We start from the raw sequence: 17253 nt of genomic DNA on the forward strand, positions 1-17253 counted from the left end.
GCTTCAGCGATACCAGCGCGGCGTATAGACCCATTCGCGGCCGTCGCCGATCGTGAAGCGGCGCGTCGTCGACGAGCCGACGATCACCATCGTGCGCATGTCGACCTGATCGCTGCGCAATGCGCCGAGCGTCGTCGTCGCGAGCGTCGCGCCCGGCCGGCCGATGTCGCGGCCGAGCACGACCACCGTGTCGGCCGTGCGGTGCGCGCGCACGACGTCGAGCGCGCGATCGAGCTGCCACGGCCGCGCGCGCGAGATCGGGTTGTAGAACGCCATCACCAGATCGGCCTGCGCCGCGTGCCGCAGGCGCGTCTCGATCACATCCCACGGCTTCAGGTTGTCCGACAGTGAGATCGCGCAGAAGTCGTGGCCGAGCGGCGCGCCGGCCTGCGCGGCCGTTGCGAGCGACGCCGAGATGCCGGGTTCCACGCGCAGGTCGATCGCGGCCCAGCGCGGATCGCGCGCTTCGTCGAGCGCTTCGAGCACGGCCGCGGCCATCGCGAACACGCCCGGGTCGCCCGACGACACGACCGCGACGCGCCGGCCCTCGGCCGCGAGTTCGAACGCATGGCGCGCGCGCTGCATCTCCTCGCGATTGTCGGTGCCGTGGACGTGCTGGTCGTCGCGGAACGGGCCGGCCATGTTCACGTAGGTCGTGTAGCCGAGAATGTCGGTCGCTTGCGCGAGCGCGGCCCGCGCGGCCGGCGTGAGCCACGCGGCGGCGCCCGGGCCGAGCCCGAGCACCGTGAGGCGGCCGCGCGCGCGGCCGAGCGCGGCGGGATCGACCGGGTGCGACGCGACCGCGCAGGCGATGCCGTTCGTCGTTGCGCGCAGCGTGTGCGCGACCCGCAACGCGCGGCCGAGCAGCGCGGCGGCATCGGCGGTTGCTTCATCATTGCCGTCAGCATCGACATCGGTATCGACGAAACGCAGCGGCACGTCGAGCGTTTGCGCCGCGTCCTCCAGCACCGCGTCGCCGATTGCCGACGCGGGCGCGACGATGGCCGCGAGCGCGAGCTGCGCGAGACCTTGCGCATCGAGTGCGGCATCGATACGTGCGGCAAGCGCGCCATCCGCGTGAAGCGCGTGCGCATCGACGCCGATCACCACGCTGCGCGGATGAATCACGAGTTCGTCGCGCGCGCCGCGCCATGCGTCGGGGCTCACGCGGATCGCATGCGCGGCGGTATCGTCGCGCGGCAGCGCGACATCGTCGAGCCACGGCGCCGCGCCGTCGATGCGCGTCGACGCGCCCGCGAGCAGATCGGACACGAAACGCTTGCCCTGTGCGAGATCGGCGAGCGCATAGCCTTCCGGCGGATTGAGCACGCACGCGCCGAAGCGCAGCTCGCCGCTCGTCGTGATCGCCGGCGCAACGCCGACGCATGCGGCGATTTCGCGCGCCATCGCGTTGACGCCCGTCAGCCCGCCGAGCAGCGGCACGACCGCCGACCCGTCCTCCGCCACCGCGAGCACGGGCGGCTCGACGCCCTTGTCGGCGAGCGCGGCCGCGATGCAGCGGATCACGATGCCGGCCGCGCACAGCGCGACGATCGGCAAACCGCGGCCATAGAGTTCGCGCAGGTGCGCGCCGAGTTCGTCGAACGGCACGTCGGCCTCGACGCGCGACGCGAGGCCGTGCACGCGCGCGCCCGGATAGCGCGCCTGGATGCGCCGTGCGGTGTCCAGCGCGCCCGCGCCGAGAATCACGATCGCGGGCGGCGTCGTCATCCTTGCCATTTTTCCCCCGGCACGACGAGCAGCGAGAAGTACGGCGACGCCATCGGATCGACTTCGTCGAGCGGCACGATGCGCTGGCTCGCCATCGTCGCGCGTTCGACGTATAGCGCGCGCTTCGCGAGGCCCAGTTCGTCGAGCACGCGCCGCACCTTGTCGAAATTGCGGCCGAGCTTCATCACGACGGCCGCGTCGGCCTGCGCGAGCCGCGTGCGCAATTCATGCTCGGGCAGCACGCCCGACAGCACCGACAGGCTCTGGTTGCGATAGACGAGCGGCTGGCCGAGCACGGCCGTGCCGCCGAGCATCGCGCACACGCCGGGAATCACCTCGGTGTCGTAGCGCGGCGCGAGGCGGTCGTGCAGGTACATGTACGAGCCGTAGAAGAACGGGTCGCCTTCGCAGATCACCGCGACGTCGCGCCCCGCATCGAGGTGGGCGGCGACGATCTCGGCGGCCGTATCGTAGAAATCGGCGATCACCGTCTCGTAGCAGAGCGGCGGCGGCAGCGCCTCGGTCGTCACCGGGTAGACGAGCGGCAGTTGCGTTTGCGTGTCGTGCAGGTGCGCTTCGACGATGCCGTACGCATTGCCTTTCTTGCCCTTCGCGACGAAATACGCGACCACGGGCGCGGCCTGCAGCACGCGCAGCGCCTTGATCGTCATCAGTTCGGGATCGCCGGGGCCGACGCCGACCCCGAACAGGCGTCCACGTGCGGTCGTCATTCGACCTCCGTCGCGAGCGCATTGACCGCCGCGGCCGCCATCGCGCTGCCGCCGCGCCGGCCGAGCAGCGCGACGTACGGCACGCCGCGGCTGTCGGCGTCGAGCAGCGCCTTCGATTCGGCCGCGCCGATGAAGCCGACCGGGAAACCGAGGATCAGCGCGGGGCGCGGCGCGCCGGCGTCGATCATGTCGAGCAGGTGGAACAGCGCGGTCGGCGCATTGCCGATCACGACGACGCTGCCGCCGAGGTGCGGACGCCACAGTTCGAGCGCGGCGGCCGAACGCGTATTGCCGAGATGCCGCGCGAGATCGGGCACCTCGGGCTCGCCGAGCGTGCAGATCACGCGATTGCCGGCCGGCAGCCGCGCCCGCGTGATGCCTTCGGCGACCATCCGCGCGTCGCACAGGATCGGCGCGCCGGCCGCGAGCGCCGTGCGGCCCGCGGTGCCGGCGCCGACGGAGAAGCGCAGGTCGCCGACGACGTCGACCATCCCGCACGCGTGGATCACGCGCACCGCGAGTTTTTCGAGGTCGGGCGGAACCCGTGACAGGTCGGCCTCGGCGCGGATCGTCGCGAACGACCGGCGGTAGATTTCCTGCCCGTCGCGAATGTAGTCAAGCATCGGTGGTGTCCTGGCTGTGCCGTGCGCCCGTCAGTCGGGCCGCGGCCTGGTCTATCGTCAGATGGCGCGCGAGCGGGGCGCCGAGGCCCGCGGCCGCGTCGCGCCGGTAAAGGTCGTAGTGCGCGGGCGCGATCGCGACGAGCGTGTGCGTCGCGGGATGCGGCAGCGCACAGTGGCGCTCGCAGCCGCTCAGGTGGACGTCGGCCGCATGGCCGAGGCGCGCGGCGAGCGCGAGCGCATCGTGTTTCGTGTCGGCGCGCGCCTTCGCGCAGCCTGCGCTGCCGGCGCACGCGACGAGCGACGCGAGCGGGTCCGACGGCACGCAGACGAGGCCGAGCGACGCGAGCGCATCGAGCGTGGCCGAAGCGCGTTCGTTCGGCACGCCGTGCAGAAACACGCCTTGCCACGGCGTCATCGACAGCGTGCCGTCGCCGTCGGTTTCGGCCAGCGCGGCCAGCCGTTCCAGTTGCGTTGCGTCGAGCCGGCCGAGCACGAATTGCGCGCCGACGTTGCAGCGCACCGCATCGCGCGAAGGATGCGCGCCGAAACGCAGCGCCGGGTCGGTGCGGGCGCGACGCCAGCCGGCGAGCGCCGGATCGGCCGCGAGCGGGAAGGGCAGATGGTGCTGCGCGCGTTCGAACAACGCGCGCTCGCCGCGGGTGGCGAGCAGCGCGCGCATGCGCGTGACGTCCGCCGGCGCGAGATCGACGAACGCGAGCAGCCACGCGCGCGCGAGCGCGACGACTTGATCGGGCGCGACATCGACCGACGCGGGTCGATCGTCGCGCGCGACCGGCGGGCAGCCGGCGAGCCCCGCCGCGACGCGCACCGCGCCGTCGCCGCGACGCCACGCGGCCAGCCAGATGTCGTGCGGATGATCGAGCGCCGCGACCGATTCGCCGCCGTCGAGCTGGATCGAGAATTTCGGCGACAGCTCGCCGCGGCGCGGCTCGCGCGCCAGCATGTCGAACAGCGGCGCGGCGAGCGCACGGCTGTCGACGAGCGCGGCGGGATCGTGGCCGGCGAGCGGGCTGAGCATCACGTTGCGGACGTCGTCGCTCAGGGCGACGGCGGCCGCATCGGCCGCTGGATGCCCGGTGGCGTCGATGCGCGGGCCGAGCCCTGCGTCGACGAGCGCGCGCGCGAGCGCGTCGGCCGCGCCGTCGCGGATACCGCGCAACTGGAGATTCGCGCGATTGGTCGCGTCGATCGCGCCGGAGCCGAATGCGCGCGCGGCGGCGGCGATCGCGCGCGCCTGGCGTACATCGAGCCGGCCGCCCGGCAGCTTGATCCGGCACAGCCCGCCGTCGGCGGCCGCGACCACGCGCACGAGCCCCGGGCAGGCCGACGGGCGTGCGGCGGGCGACGCAGGAATCGAAACGGGGGCGGAACTCAACGGGATACCGGGGCAGTGTCGCGCCGCGGCCAACGCACCGGTACACCCCGCCCGACGCCGACTGGCACGCACGCACTTTCTGGCCGGCAGGTCTCCTGGCTGACAGGTCGGCGCCGGCTCCCGGCCTTCCCGGTCGAACCAGTGGCGTGAGGGGGATCGGCTCGCTGTCTACAGTTGCGGGGGCAGCCACAGCGGCGCGCGGCGCGCCCTGTGTTCCCTCTTCGGCCCCGAAGGGCACCGGCGAACGAACGGCCGTAGGATACCCGATTTCGGCACCGCTCCGACATCGGCGATTGCGCTGCAACCGTGTCGCAGCATGGCTGTGGCGCGCTGCGCGCGGTCGCGCGAATGGTACGATTGTCGGCTCGACGTACGCTCGGCGCGAGCCGATATCCGCGATGATGAAACTCGGCAGGACGGAGCTGTTTGGCATGGGGATCGCTTTGGCCATGTCGGGCATCGCTGCATCGGAGGTGCTCGAAAGCCTGCTGATCCCGTTTGCGCCGTCCGCAGCGTGGCCCACGCATGTCGCGCTTGCCAGCCTCGGCGTGCCGATCGTGGCGGGCGGAACCTGGCTGTTCAGGCGAGGCGGCGGACAACCGCTGGCATGGCTGCTGCTCGGCTGGCTGCTGGTCGCATCGGTCGTCGGCGTGTATTCGATCTTGCTGACTCATATCGTGGGCATACCGCTCGGCTGACCTCGCTGCCACGCTCCGCGTCCGGACGGGCCGCGCCGACGGCAATCGACGGATCAACGCGCGGCGGCACGATCGCCGCGCATCGCAACAAACTGGATGAAATCGAACGATGGGGAAGGGTGCATGACGGCGTGGCTGACGATAGTGGGCATCGGCGACGACGGTTACGCGGGGCTCGGCCGCAGCGCGCGCCGCGCGCTGCTCGACGCGACGCTCGTCGTCGGCGCGAAGCGGCATCTCGACATGCTGCCCGCGCGGCTGCCGGCCGCACGCGAAACGTGGCCGTCGCCGTTCGACCTCGCCGGCGTGCTCGCGCGGCGCGCGGCGCCCGTGTGCGTGCTCGCGAGCGGCGACCCGATGCTGTTCGGCGTCGGCGCCACGCTCGCGCGCACACTGGCCCCCGACGAATGGCGCGTGCTGCCCGCGCCGTCGTCGCTGTCGCTCGCGGCCGCGCGTCTCGGCTGGGCGCTGCAGGACGTCGGCGCGGTCTCGCTCGTCGGCCGCCCGCTGGCGACGCTCGCGCGTCACCTGCTGCCCGGCCGACGCCTGTTCGTGCTGAGCGCCGACGGCCGCACGCCGGCCGCCGTCGCGGCCGAACTCGTCGCACGCGGCTTCGGGCCGACGCGCATCAGCGTATTCGAACACCTGGGCGGCCCGCTCGAGCGGCGTCTCGACGGTCTCGCGCAGGACTGGCGCATCGACGAGACGGCGGCGCTCAATCTCGTCGCGCTCGACTGCCGGGCCGGCCCCGACGCACCGCGCCGCGCGCTCACGCCCGGCCTGCCCGACGATGCGTACCGTCACGACGGCCAGCTCACCAAACGCGACCTGCGTGCGATGACGCTCGGCCGCCTCGCGCCCGCGCCCGGCGAACTGCTGTGGGACGTCGGCGCCGGCAGCGGCTCGATCGGCATCGAATGGATGCGCGCGCATCCGTCGTGCCAGGCGATCGCGATCGAAGCGCACGCGGAGCGCCAGCGCTTCATCGAGCACAACCGCGACGCGCTCGGCGTGCCGGGCCTGCAACTCGTCGCCGGCCGCGCGCCCGATGCGCTCGCGGGGCTCGCCGCGCCCGATGCGGTCTTCATCGGCGGCGGAGCGACCGCACCCGGCGTGCTCGACACCTGCTGGGCGTCGCTGAAACCCGGCGGCCGGCTGGTCGCGAACGCGGTCACGCTGCAAGGCGAGATCGCGCTCGCCGCATGGCGCGATGCGCACGGCGGCACGCTCACGCGCGTGTCGCTCGCGCACGCCGAGCCGCTCGGCCGCTTCGATACGTGGCGGCAACCGTTGCCGGTGACGCTGTACGACGTGCGCAAGCCCGAAGCCGCCGACCCGGCCGCCACCACCGCCTCGTCGGCCACGACGAACCCGACGGACGCATGATGCGCGACGAAACCCCCGAACAGCCTGCGCCGCTACGCTTCGGCTACACGACCGGCAGTTGCGCGACCGCGACGTCGCTCGCCGCCGCACGGCTGCTGCTGGCGGGCCGCGCGGACGACGCGGTCGAGATCGTGCTGCCGAAGGGGCAGCACGTGATGATGCGGCTCGAATTCTGCCGCACCACGCCCGACGGCGCGGAAGCCGGCACGCTCAAGGACGCCGGCGACGATCCGGACGTCACGCACGGCGCGCTGATCTTCGCGCGCGTCGCACTCGCGGCGGCGCCCGGCGTGCGGTTTCACGCGGGGCCGGGTGTCGGCACGGTCACGCGCGCGGGGCTGACGCTGCCGGTCGGCGAACCGGCGATCAACCCGGTGCCGCGCCAGATGATGACGACGCACCTGCAGGCGCTGGCGGCCGAGCACGGCTATGCGGGCGGCTTCGACGTGACGATCGGCGTCGAAGGCGGCGAAGCGCTCGCGCTGAAGACGATGAACCCGCGCCTCGGCATCGTCGGTGGGCTGTCGATTCTCGGCACGACCGGCATCGTGCGGCCGTTCTCGTGCTCGGCCTATATCGCGTCGATCCATCAGGGCATCGACGTCGCGCGGGCGAACGGCATCGCGCACATCGCCGCGTGCACGGGCAACGCAAGCGAGGACGCGATGCGCGCGCACTACCGCCTGCCGGACATGGCGCTGATCGAGATGGGCGATTTCGCGGGCGCGGTGCTCAAGCACCTGCGGCGCGCGCCGGTCGGGCGGCTGTCGATGTGCGGCGGCTTCGGCAAGCTCAGCAAGCTCGCGGCCGGCCATCTCGACCTGCACAGCCGCCATTCGAGCATCGACCTGCCGCTGCTCGCGCAATGGGCGGCCGAGGCCGGCGCAAGCGATGCGCTGCAGGCCGCGATGCGCGCCGCGAACACGAGCCAGGAAGCGTTGGCGCTCGCGCACGCCGACGGCGTGCCGCTCGGCGATCGGGTCTGCGCCCACGCGCTGCGCGTCGCGCGCGACATCGTGCCGCCGTCGGTCGCCGTCGAGATGTTCGCGATCGACCGGCAGGGCCGCTTCGTCGGGGAGGCGCGATGAGCGCGCGCATCCTGCTGCTCGGCGGCACCGGCGACGCACTGAAGATCGCGCGCGCGCTCGGGCCCGGTCACGTGTATAGCCTCGCCGGTCTAGGCAAGGTACCCGACGACCTGCGCTGCGACGTGCGCGTCGGCGGCTTCGGCGGTGCCGCCGGGCTGGCCGCGTATCTGCGCCGCGCCGGCATCGGACTCGTGATCGACGCGACGCATCCGTATGCCGCGCGGATCAGCGCGAATGCCGCTGCCGCCGCGCACGAAGCCGGCGTGCCGCTGTGGGCGCTGCGCCGCGCGCCGTGGGTGCCGCAACCCGGCGACGACTGGCGCATGGTCGACGACTGGGCGGGCATCGAGGCCGCGCTCGCGCCGTTCCGGCGGCCGCTGTTCACACTCGGCCGCGAACCGCTCGCGCATCTCGACGCGATCCCGCCGCACCAGTTCTGGCTCGTGCGCTGCCTCGACGCGCATCCCGGCCACGCGCGGGCGCAAATCGTCGCCGCGCGAGGGCCGTTCACGCTCGACGGCGAGCGCGCGCTGTTCGCGCTGACGGGCATCGACGTCGTCGTCAGCAAGAACAGCGGCGGCGCGGCCACCGAAGCGAAGCTCGACGTCGCGCGCGAACGCCGGCTGCCGGTCGTGATGCTGCGCCGCCCGCGGCTGCCCGACGCCGACCGCACGTTCGATTCGGTCGCGGCGCTCGTCGACGCGCTCGACCCGGCCGCGCGCGCATGACGCCGCGCGGCCGGTCATCCCATGAATTGACGGAGATTTTTCGATGACGGTGTATTTCATCGGCGCGGGCCCCGGCGACCCGGAGCTGATCACGGTGAAAGGCCAGCGCCTCGTGCGTACGTGCCCGGTGATCCTGTATGCGGGCTCGCTCGTGCCGGCGGCCGTGCTCGACGGCCATCGCGCGGAGCAGGTCGTCAATACGGCCGAACTCGACCTCGACGCGATCGTCGCGCTGCTCGCCGGCGCGCACGCGAAAGGGCAGGACGTCGCGCGCGTGCATTCGGGCGATCCGTCGCTGTACGGCGCGATCGGCGAGCAGATCCGCCGTCTCAAGACACTCGGGATTCCATACGAAATCGTGCCCGGCGTGACGGCCACGGCCGCATGCGCGGCGACGCTCGGGGTCGAGCTGACGCTGCCCGGCGTCGCGCAGACGGTGATCCTCACGCGCTTCGCGGGCAAGACGACGATGCCGGAAGGCGAGGCGCTCGGCGCGCTCGCCGCGCATCGCGCGACGCTCGCGATCCATCTCGGGGTGCGCCATCTCGCCCGCATCGTCGACGAAGTGCTGCCGCACTACGGCGCCGATTGCCCGGCCGCGGTGATCTATCGCGCGAGCTGGCCCGACGAGGAACGCGTGACCGGCACACTCGCCGATATCGTCGGCAAGGTGCAGGGCACGCAGATCGAGCGCACCGCGCTGATCCTGATCGGGCGCGTGCTCGACGCCGAAGGATTCGCGGATTCGACGCTGTACGCGAGCGCCGGCTGATTGCGCACGGCGCCGCCGGTACTTTCAGGCAGACTGGGCCACGTCGCGCGATCACCGCGCGGCGCGCAAGCCCCCTTGCAAGGACACTTTTGAATGGGTACCCGTATTCGAGCACGCATGTCCGCCCTGGCGGGATGGACGGTCGCGCTGCTGGCGGCATCCGCGGCCTGCGCCGCCGGCGAAGCGAATGAAGCCCGAGCGGTGCCCTTTGTCGAGGTCGCGAAATCCGCCGCGCCCGATCGCGACTGGCAGCACCGGCTTTGCGCGTTGGCGTCGGCATCGTGCGGCGCTACCGGCCAGTCCGGCGACGCGGACGACGCGCCTTTGCTGTACCGGGCCAGGAACGATACGTCGGGCATCTACTACGCGACCCTGCCGGGCCCGCGGCTGCTGAAAGCGCGTTTCGCGTCCGCCGCCGGCTGGAAGATCGTGCAGCAGTGGGACTTCTCCGACTACCGGCCCGTCGACCGGGTCGACGGTGACGGCCAGCCGCCGCCGCTTCGAATCTACCCCGCGCTGTATCCGCTGGGCGGCGAACGCTTCGCGGTCGCGGTGCTGGCCGGTTGGTCCGAAAGTTACTCCGGCGGTGGCGGAAGCTGGCAAAACGCCGACTTCGTCGAACTGCGGCCGGACGGCGGGCATGCCGGCACGCCGCGCGTATCGACGCTCCCGTTCAGCTGCAGCAAGCAGATTCGCGCCTGCTTCACCGAGCACGACTATCAGCACTCGCCTCATTGCAGCGAAGACTTCGACGGCTCGCTGCGGCTGCGCTTCGTGCCCGGCGCGAGCGAGGGCAATCTCGACTGGATCGCCACCTGGAAGGAGAGCCATTGGCCGGGCCAGGAACCGCAAAGCAAGACCGGGCATACGTCGGTTACCGTCGCGCTGCCGGCCGGACGAGACCCGGCCGCGGCGGGCAACGCGCTGCGCGACAAGATCCCGTTTTGCGAGCCGGTCAACTGAGCGGCCCGGGCGGCCGCCGACGCTACGCACGCGCGGCATGCAGCGCCCGCTTCGGCGCAAACCCGGCCGCCAGCGCGAACAGCGCGACACACAGGCAGGCCATCGCCCCCCACGCGGGCGTCAGGTCCGCCAGATGCTGGCGCACGATGCCTGCCGCGAACGGAAACAGCCCGGCGATCAGGTAGCCGATGCCCTGCACGAAGCCCGTCAGCGACGCGGCATCCGCGGGCGTCGCCGCATGGTCGACCGTGACGATCAGCGACAGCGGAAACAGCGCGCCGATCCCGGCGCCCATCAGCAGCGCGGCCGGCAACGCGAGCGCTTCCGGAGCGGCCAGCATCGCCAGCAAGCCGACGAACAGCGCCGCGATCGCCGCATGCAGCGCGGGCCGGCGATCGGGCAGGCGGTCGATCGTCGCCGAGATCGCGAGCCCTGCGACGACTTCCGCGAGCGTCACGCCGCCGAGCAGGCTGCCGGCCGCGGTCGGCGACCAGCCGAGCCGCATGTAGTACGGCGGCAGCCACGCGAGCACGAGCGTGTACGCGCCCGTCGCGATGCCGAAGAACAGCGCGAGCCGCCACGCGCGCGGCGAGCGCGACGGCTGCGCATTCGAAGCCGACGCCGGCCCGGCGGCGAACGCGGGGCCGCCGCGGCTCGCCAGCGGCCACGCGAGCGCGGCCACCGCGGCCGGCAGCGCCCAGCCCGCGAGCGCGACGAGCCAGCCCCAGCGCGCCGCGGCGAATGGTGCAACGACGCTCGCGAGCACGGCGCCGCCCATGATCGACGTCGAATAGACGCCCATCGCACCGCCGATCCGCGTCGCGAAATGCGCCTTCACGAAACCGGGCAGCAGCGCCTGCACCATCGCGATCCCGACGCCCGCGCAGCACGCGCTGGCGAGCAGCAGCCACGCGTGCTGTGCGCCGACGCGCGACACGCAGGCGAGCCCGATCAGCGCGACGCCGAGCCAGACGCCGCCCGCGATGCCGGTCACGCGCTGCAGCCGCCGCGCACTCAGCGCGCCGAGCCCCATCAGCAGGATCGGGATCGTCGTCAGCAGGCTGGCCGCGCCGTCGCCGATGCCGGTCGCGCGCTGAATCATGTCGAGCAGCGGCCCGACCGCCGCGAGCGCCGGCCGCAGGTTCAGCCCGACGAGCACGACGGCGGCGAGCCGCCATCCGGGGGAAGTGAAGCGATTCATCGCAAGGCCCTCGAAATCGGTGCGCGGCTCCCGTGAGACGCCGCGCGTTTTTCAGGTAAAGTATCTCGACATCAAGATAAACGCCGATTTATCTCGACGTCAAGATAACTGGTGAGCCGAGGAGGGTTAATGGATCGAGCCGCGTATGCGCTCGCGCAATGGCGCGCCGAGCGTCCGGATCTCGACGCGTCGTCGATGGTGGTGATGGGGCGGCTGCAGGAAGCCGCGCTCGTGATCGCGCGCGACCGTCTCAATCCGCTGTTCGCGCGTTACGGGATGCAGCCGGGCGAATTCGACGTGCTCGCGACGCTGCGCCGCGGCGGCGCGCCTTTCGCGCTGACGCCGACGGCGCTGTACGACGCGCTGATGATGTCGTCGGGCGGGATGACCGCGCGCATCGACCGGCTGCAGAAAGCGGGCTGGGTGGAGCGCCGGCCGAATCCGGCCGACGGGCGCGGCACGCTCGTCGCGCTGACGGAGGCCGGCTGCGCGCTGATCGACGAGGCGGTCGTCGCGCACATCGACAATCAGCGCGCGGTGCTGGCCGTGCTGTCGGATGCGGAGCAGGCGACGTTGTCGCAGTTGCTGGAGAAACTGCTGGCGGGGCTGGGAGACGGCGCGCCGAAAGAGGCGGAAAGGAGCGCAGGGAAGGTCACGCCGTCGAAGGCATGACGCGAACGCACGCGGCGGGCGTCAGTTGCGGATAACGACGAGAAAGCTGGGCGACCGGTTTTCGCCGATGGCGCGCGGCTCGTCGAACGACCGCATCCGGCCGGCGTCGAACGCCGACCGCTTTCCGCGGCGCGCCCCGGAAGTTCGCGATGAACCGGGCAAGCCCGCCGCGCGATGCGGCGGGCGGGGCAAAGCGCAGGTCGCGGGCCGCACCGCGTGCGCCCGCGTAGCGCGTCAGCCTCGTGCCGGGATGTTGAGCCCGCGCGCGACGGCCGGGCGCGCAACGAACGCGTCGAGCACTCGCTTGACGTTGCGGAATTCGCTGAAGCCGACCAGGTCGCCCGCTTCGTAGAAGCCGACGAGGTTGCGCACCCACGGGAAGATCGCGATGTCGGCGATCGTGTAGGTATCGCCCATCACCCACTGGCGGTTCGCGAGATGCGCATCGAGCACGCCGAGCAGGCGCTTCGATTCGTCGACGTAGCGGTCGCGCGGGCGCTTGTCCTCGAAGTCGCGGCCCGCGAACTTGTGGAAGAAGCCGAGCTGGCCGAACATCGGCCCGATGCCGCCCATCTGGAACATCACCCACTGGATCGTCTCGTAGCGGCCGGCGGGATCCTGCGGGATCAACTGGCCCGTCTTGTCCGCGAGATAGATCAGGATCGCGCCGGATTCGAACAGCGGCAGCGGCTTGCCGTCCGGGCCGTTCGGATCGAGGATCGCCGGGATCTTGTTGTTCGGGTTCAGCGACAGGAACGCCGGCGAGAACTGGTCGTTCGTGTCGAAGCGCACGAGGTGCGGTTCGTACGGCAGGCCGGTTTCCTCGAGCATGATCGACACCTTGACGCCGTTCGGCGTCGGCAGCGAGTAGAGCTGGAGGCGGTCGGGATGCTGGGCCGGCCACTTTTGCGTGATCGGGAAGGCGGACAGGTCGGACATGGGGGTTCGCTCGTCGAAGTGGATGATCCGCGCTCCGTCGGGGCTGCCGCGCGCCATGGTCGGGGGCACGGCAGCGGGGCGGAGCGCGCCGAAAACGCCCACTGTAGCCGATCCCGGCGATCGGTGCCGGAGACGGCCGCGTGCGCGCCCCGCCACGCTGCCGCCAGCCGTCAGCCGTCAGAAGTTGTGCCGCAGCCCGATCATCGCGGCCGTCGTGCCGACGCCCGGCGCGACCGGCTGCCCGTACACGAGCATCTGGTCCATCGTGCCGCGGTTGTTCACGTGGCCGACCTGCGCGTAGACCATCGTGCGCTTCGACAGGCTGTAGTCGGCCGCGAGCACGACCGCCGTCGACCGGTTTTCGGACCGGTTGCGATCCTTCAGGTAGTACACCGCGGACGTCAGCTGCAGCGCGGGCGTGAAGCGATAGCCGATGCCGGCCGACAGCATGTCGAGGTTCACCCTGTCCGCGTGCGACGGATTCCTGCCGTTGCCGTACGACGCCGATACCGAAAAATCGCGGATCGTGTATTTCGCGCCGACGTAGACGAAGCGGTTGTTGTCGACGCCGGTCGGCGCGACGCCCGGCGCCGGGTTCGTGTCGTGCCCGTTGTAGTAGACGGCCGATGCGTTGAGCCCGCCGTTCGCATACCTGAGCACGACCGATTCGCGCGTGCCGCCCTGGATCTGCCCGGCCACGCCGCCCGGCGCATATTCGAGCGCGATCGACGCACCCGCGAAAACCGGCGACTGATAGACGAGCGCATTGCTGTCGTACAGCGCGCCGATCGCGCCGTTGGTGCTCGTGCCCGGCCAGCCGGCCGCCGTATTCAGGCCGAGCCACGCGGTCAGCACGCTGCCGAAGAACTGCGCGTTGCGCACGTCGGTGTCGGCCATCGCATAGATCATCGGCACGATCTGGCGGCCGGCCGTGAAGGAGCCGAACGGGCCCGACATGCCGACCGACGCGACCTGGTTGAAGATCGCGACGGCGCCCGGCGTATCGCTCAGCTGCAGCTTGCCCGTGCCGCTGTCGAACGAACCCTGCAGCTTGAAGTTGATCTTGTAGCCGCCGCCGATGTCCTCGCTGCCCTTGATGCCCCAGAAGCTCGAGTAGATGCCGCCGTCCTTCATGCGGAATACCTTGCCGGTATTCGGCGCGCTCGGGCTGAACGACGCTGCCGACGTGCTCTGGTACATCAGGCCCGAGTCGATCACGCCGTAGAGCGTGACGGAGGATTGCGCGTGCGCGAACGCCGAACAGCCGGCAAGCGCCGCGAGCGCGGCCAGTTTCGTCTTCATGGAGTCTCCAGGGGTCGTATTGAACCGGACGGGATCGAGCCCGGCCGGGTAAAGCGGGGAAGCCTCGAGGCTGACGCAAGGACAAGACCTGCCTCGCCCGTGCGAGCCGTGCGGAAAGACTACGCAACGGCGAACGGCCGCTCCCCCCCACGCGCGGGGGGCAGGGTTGCGGAGAATCGGCGGGAGGCCGGAGGGGAAATCGGCAGACCGGCGAGGGAGGCGGGCGCGGCAGCACGCCCGACCGGACGAAGCCGCGGAACGGGCGCTACGGCGCGCTTTCGAGCAGGCCGAGCACCAGCGCGCGGCGCACCGCATGCTTGCGCGAGCTGGCGTCGAGCTTGCCGAACAGGTTCTTCAGGTGCCACTTCACGGTTTCCTCGCCGACGGCGAGCGCCACCGCGATCTCCTTGTTCGACAGGTTGCGCGCGAGCAGTTCGAGAATCGCGCGCTCCTTCGGCGTCAGCACGACGCTCGGCACCGCGCGCGGGCTGGCCGCGGCGCGCGGCGCGGGCGGCACGATGCGCGGCTGCGGCAGCACGTGCCGCGCGGGGCCGGCGTTCGCCGCGGCTTCGTCGCCGGCGCGGCGCGCCCAGTCGGCGACGGCCGGATGCGCGTCGACGAGCGTGCGCGTGAGCCCGTACAGGTCCGCGAGGTTCATCGCCTCGTCGAGCAGCGCGCGACCGCCGCCCCCCGACTGTTCGCGCGCAAACGCGCTGAGCGCCATGATCTCGATGCGCGCCTGCCCCAGGCTCATTTCGCGGGCCAGCACGGCGGCTTCGTCGAGCGCGGCGCCGGCGTCGTCCCAGCGGCGCGCGGCGAGCGCCGCGCCCGCGTGCGCGCTCGCCTGCAGCAGCACGACCGGGCGCCGCCACAGCGGCCCGTGCGACGGAAACTCGGCCGCGGCGATCGCATCGATCCGCTCGACGAGCGCATGGCAGGTCGCCTCGCGATAGCGCGCCGCATGAATGCGCACTTGCTCGGCGAGACTCGCGACCGACAGGCGCGGCAGACGGCGCGCGACGCCCATCGCATCGAGCGCTTCGAGCAGGTCGATCGCGCGATGCTCGACGCCGCGCAGCAGCGCGATGCGCGCGGCCGTGCGGTAGCCGAGCAGCACCGTATCGGGCGTGCCCGCATGCTCGAGCACGTCGAGCCGGTTCGCGAGCAGCGCGGCGGCCTGGTCGACGCGGTCGGCCTCGTACGCGAGCGCCGCGCACATCGCCGCGAGCATGCAGGTCAGCGGATGGCGGCGCCCGAGGTCGGCTTCCGCGCGTGCGAGCGCCGGCGACAGCGTGTCGTCGGCCAGCCGGACCTGGCCTTCGCACAGGTAGCTCAGGCCCGTGATCAGCTCGCCCCAGCGCGCGACATAGCCGTACCCGGCCGCCGTCTCGCCGCGCGGCGCCGCGTGCTGGAAGCGGCGTGCCCGCGCCGGTTCGCCGACGATGATCGCGCGCGCCGACAGCCGGTTCGCGTGCATTTGCGCGAGCCACGTCGCCGCCGGCGGCGTGAAGTCGGCCCACGGCTCGAACAGCTCGACGAAGCGGTCGATTTCGTCGGCGTAGTACGCGGCCGCGCTGAGAATCAGCGCGCATTCGTAGCGCATCGCCGCAGGCGTGCCGCTATCCGCGAGGATGCCCGCGATCTGGCGCCGCGCCTCGACGTGGCGCTCGCCGAGCGCCAGCGCCCATGCGACCGCAACGCGCAGCGTCGGACGCTTGTCGAGTTCCGCATCGGGCAGCAGCGCGAGCCAGTCGAGCACGTCGTTGATGCGGCCCTGTTTGATCGCATCCTCGAGACACCGCTGCGCGAGCGCGTACGCCACGTCGAACTGGCCGGCCGCGTACGCGTGGCGCGCGGCTTCCTCTGTCATCCCGTGCGCGTCGAGCCATGCGGCCGCACGTGCATGCAGCACGCTGCGCGGGGCGGTGGGGTCAGCGGCCAGACGGTCGCGCAGCGTGTCGCGCACGAGCGGATGCAGCCGGCACCAGTCCGAATCGTCCGACGCAATGAACAGCGGCGTGTCGCGTGCGAGCCGTGCGAGACGAGCGGGCGCGCTGGCGTCGTCGACGAGCGCGGCGCACAGCGACGGATGCAGGCGATCGGCGACGCTCGTGCGGGTCAGGAATGCGGTGTCGTCGGCCGACAGGTTCGCGAGCAGCAACTCCACGAGCCGGTCGCGCGTACCGTCCACGCGGGCGGCGAGCGCGTCGACCGCCTGGCGCGGATCGGCCGAGCGCGCCATCGCGGCCATCGCGAGCTGCAGGCCGAGCGGCCAGCCGTCGACGCGTTCGAACAGCCGCGCGCACGCGTCGGCATCGACCCGCTGCGCGAAGCGCGCGCCGACCAGCGCGATCGTCTCGTCGAGCGTGAAGCGCAGCTGGTCGGGGCCCGCGAGCGTGCATTGGCCGCCGGCGAGCAGGTCGCCGGCCACGACGTCGAGCCCGCGCCGCGCAGCCACGACGACATGCAGGTTCTGCGGTGCGTTGTGCAGCACGTAGGTCAGCGCATCGACGCCGGCCGGCGGCAGCCGCTCCGCATCGTCGACGATCAGCAGCGCATCGATCGACAGTTGCGCAACTTCGGCGAGCCATGCGGTCACGCCCTCCAGCGCGCGCGCCGCGTCGGCCGCGCCGAGCGGAATCAGCCGCCCGAAGCCGGGCCGTGCGCAGCCGGTCCGCACCGCCTGCACGAGCCCCTGCAGCAGCCGCGCCGCATCGTCGCGTTCGTCGGCCGACAGCCACACGACCGCCCGGCCGAGCGCGAGCGTCTCGCGCCGCCACTGCGCGAGCAGCGACGTCTTGCCGTAACCGGCAGGCGCCTGCACGAGCGTGACCGGCCGTCCGTCGAACGCGGGCGCGGCGAGGCTCAGCCGCGCGCGGGCCAGCAACTGCGCCGGCACGCGCGGTGCGGTCGTCTTCAGGACCAGTTCGGTGGGCGGCGCGTCGGCGCGATCGGGTGGGTGGGCCATCGGGGCAGCAGTCGGAATCCGGCGGTGCCATGCGAGCCGGCTTCGGGGTGGGTGT

At 72.1% G+C, this 17253-nt stretch carries 15 protein-coding genes and 1 riboswitch; of the genes, 7 read left to right on the plus strand and 8 right to left on the minus strand.

The window, feature by feature from the left end; translation table 11 throughout:
- Positions 1–3: 3 nt before the first annotated feature.
- The 4 genes from cobJ to cobG are packed head-to-tail and all read right to left on the minus strand — an operon-like array spanning position 4 to position 4481.
- Positions 4–1731, minus strand: a complete 1728-nt coding sequence (cobJ, locus tag WJ16_RS08385) for a precorrin-3B C(17)-methyltransferase (protein ID WP_069256664.1) — start codon at positions 1729–1731, stop codon at positions 4–6.
- Complete coding sequence (locus WJ16_RS08390; protein WP_069256665.1) at positions 1728–2462, minus strand: precorrin-2 C(20)-methyltransferase; 735 nt, start codon at positions 2460–2462, stop codon at positions 1728–1730. Before WJ16_RS08390 ends, cobJ begins: the two co-directional genes overlap by 4 nt.
- Positions 2459–3085 carry a precorrin-8X methylmutase gene (locus tag WJ16_RS08395; protein ID WP_069256666.1) on the minus strand — a complete coding sequence of 209 codons (627 nt, stop codon included), beginning with the start codon at positions 3083–3085 and terminating at the stop codon, positions 2459–2461. Before WJ16_RS08395 ends, WJ16_RS08390 begins: the two co-directional genes overlap by 4 nt.
- Positions 3078–4481: a precorrin-3B synthase gene (cobG, locus tag WJ16_RS08400; RefSeq protein WP_069256667.1), complete on the minus strand. Its 1404-nt coding sequence runs from the start codon at positions 4479–4481 to the stop codon at positions 3078–3080. The genes WJ16_RS08395 and cobG overlap by 8 nt, the downstream gene beginning before the upstream one ends.
- Before the next feature lie 68 nt (positions 4482–4549).
- Positions 4550–4738, minus strand: a riboswitch (cobalamin riboswitch).
- 141 nt (positions 4739–4879) lie between these two features.
- Here cobG and WJ16_RS08405 point away from each other — a divergent pair.
- The 6 genes from WJ16_RS08405 (at position 4880) to WJ16_RS08430 (ending at position 10116) form a co-directional block, all read left to right on the plus strand.
- Positions 4880–5179, plus strand: a complete 300-nt coding sequence (locus WJ16_RS08405; protein ID WP_157126744.1) for a hypothetical protein — start codon at positions 4880–4882, stop codon at positions 5177–5179.
- A gap of 123 nt (positions 5180–5302) precedes the next feature.
- Positions 5303–6565 (plus strand): bifunctional cobalt-precorrin-7 (C(5))-methyltransferase/cobalt-precorrin-6B (C(15))-methyltransferase, encoded by a 1263-nt coding sequence (locus tag WJ16_RS08410; RefSeq protein WP_069256669.1) that lies wholly within the window; start codon positions 5303–5305, stop codon positions 6563–6565.
- Positions 6565–7653 carry a cobalt-precorrin-5B (C(1))-methyltransferase gene (locus WJ16_RS08415; protein ID WP_069256670.1) on the plus strand — a complete coding sequence of 363 codons (1089 nt, stop codon included), beginning with the start codon at positions 6565–6567 and terminating at the stop codon, positions 7651–7653. The genes WJ16_RS08410 and WJ16_RS08415 overlap by 1 nt, the downstream gene beginning before the upstream one ends.
- The gene (locus tag WJ16_RS08420; RefSeq protein ID WP_069256671.1) at positions 7650–8381 is read left to right on the plus strand and encodes a cobalt-precorrin-6A reductase; all 732 of its coding nucleotides are present in this window, start codon (positions 7650–7652) and stop codon (positions 8379–8381) included. Before WJ16_RS08415 ends, WJ16_RS08420 begins: the two co-directional genes overlap by 4 nt.
- A gap of 43 nt (positions 8382–8424) precedes the next feature.
- Positions 8425–9153: a precorrin-4 C(11)-methyltransferase gene (gene cobM, locus WJ16_RS08425; RefSeq protein WP_069256672.1), complete on the plus strand. Its 729-nt coding sequence runs from the start codon at positions 8425–8427 to the stop codon at positions 9151–9153.
- A 93-nt stretch (positions 9154–9246) separates the two neighbouring features.
- The gene (locus WJ16_RS08430; RefSeq protein ID WP_069256673.1) at positions 9247–10116 is read left to right on the plus strand and encodes a hypothetical protein; all 870 of its coding nucleotides are present in this window, start codon (positions 9247–9249) and stop codon (positions 10114–10116) included.
- A 22-nt stretch (positions 10117–10138) separates the two neighbouring features.
- Here WJ16_RS08430 and WJ16_RS08435 read toward each other — a convergent pair whose 3' ends face one another.
- The gene (locus tag WJ16_RS08435) at positions 10139–11317 is read right to left on the minus strand and encodes an MFS transporter (protein WP_069256674.1); all 1179 of its coding nucleotides are present in this window, start codon (positions 11315–11317) and stop codon (positions 10139–10141) included.
- A 129-nt stretch (positions 11318–11446) separates the two neighbouring features.
- Between WJ16_RS08435 and WJ16_RS08440 the strand changes: the two genes are divergently transcribed.
- Complete coding sequence (locus tag WJ16_RS08440; protein ID WP_069256675.1) at positions 11447–11989, plus strand: MarR family winged helix-turn-helix transcriptional regulator; 543 nt, start codon at positions 11447–11449, stop codon at positions 11987–11989.
- A gap of 234 nt (positions 11990–12223) precedes the next feature.
- Here WJ16_RS08440 and WJ16_RS08445 read toward each other — a convergent pair whose 3' ends face one another.
- The 3 genes from WJ16_RS08445 to WJ16_RS08455 form a co-directional block, all read right to left on the minus strand.
- Complete coding sequence (locus WJ16_RS08445) at positions 12224–12928, minus strand: glutathione binding-like protein (RefSeq protein ID WP_069256676.1); 705 nt, start codon at positions 12926–12928, stop codon at positions 12224–12226.
- A gap of 177 nt (positions 12929–13105) precedes the next feature.
- Entirely contained in the window at positions 13106–14230 is a 1125-nt protein-coding gene (locus tag WJ16_RS08450; RefSeq protein ID WP_069256677.1) for a porin, read from the minus strand.
- Positions 14231–14495: 265 nt separating this feature from the next.
- The gene (locus WJ16_RS08455) at positions 14496–17198 is read right to left on the minus strand and encodes a winged helix-turn-helix domain-containing protein (protein ID WP_069256678.1); all 2703 of its coding nucleotides are present in this window, start codon (positions 17196–17198) and stop codon (positions 14496–14498) included.
- Positions 17199–17253: the final 55 nt, after the last annotated feature.

It is taken from the genome of Burkholderia metallica, from assembly GCF_001718555.1.
Lineage (GTDB): Bacteria > Pseudomonadota > Gammaproteobacteria > Burkholderiales > Burkholderiaceae > Burkholderia > Burkholderia metallica.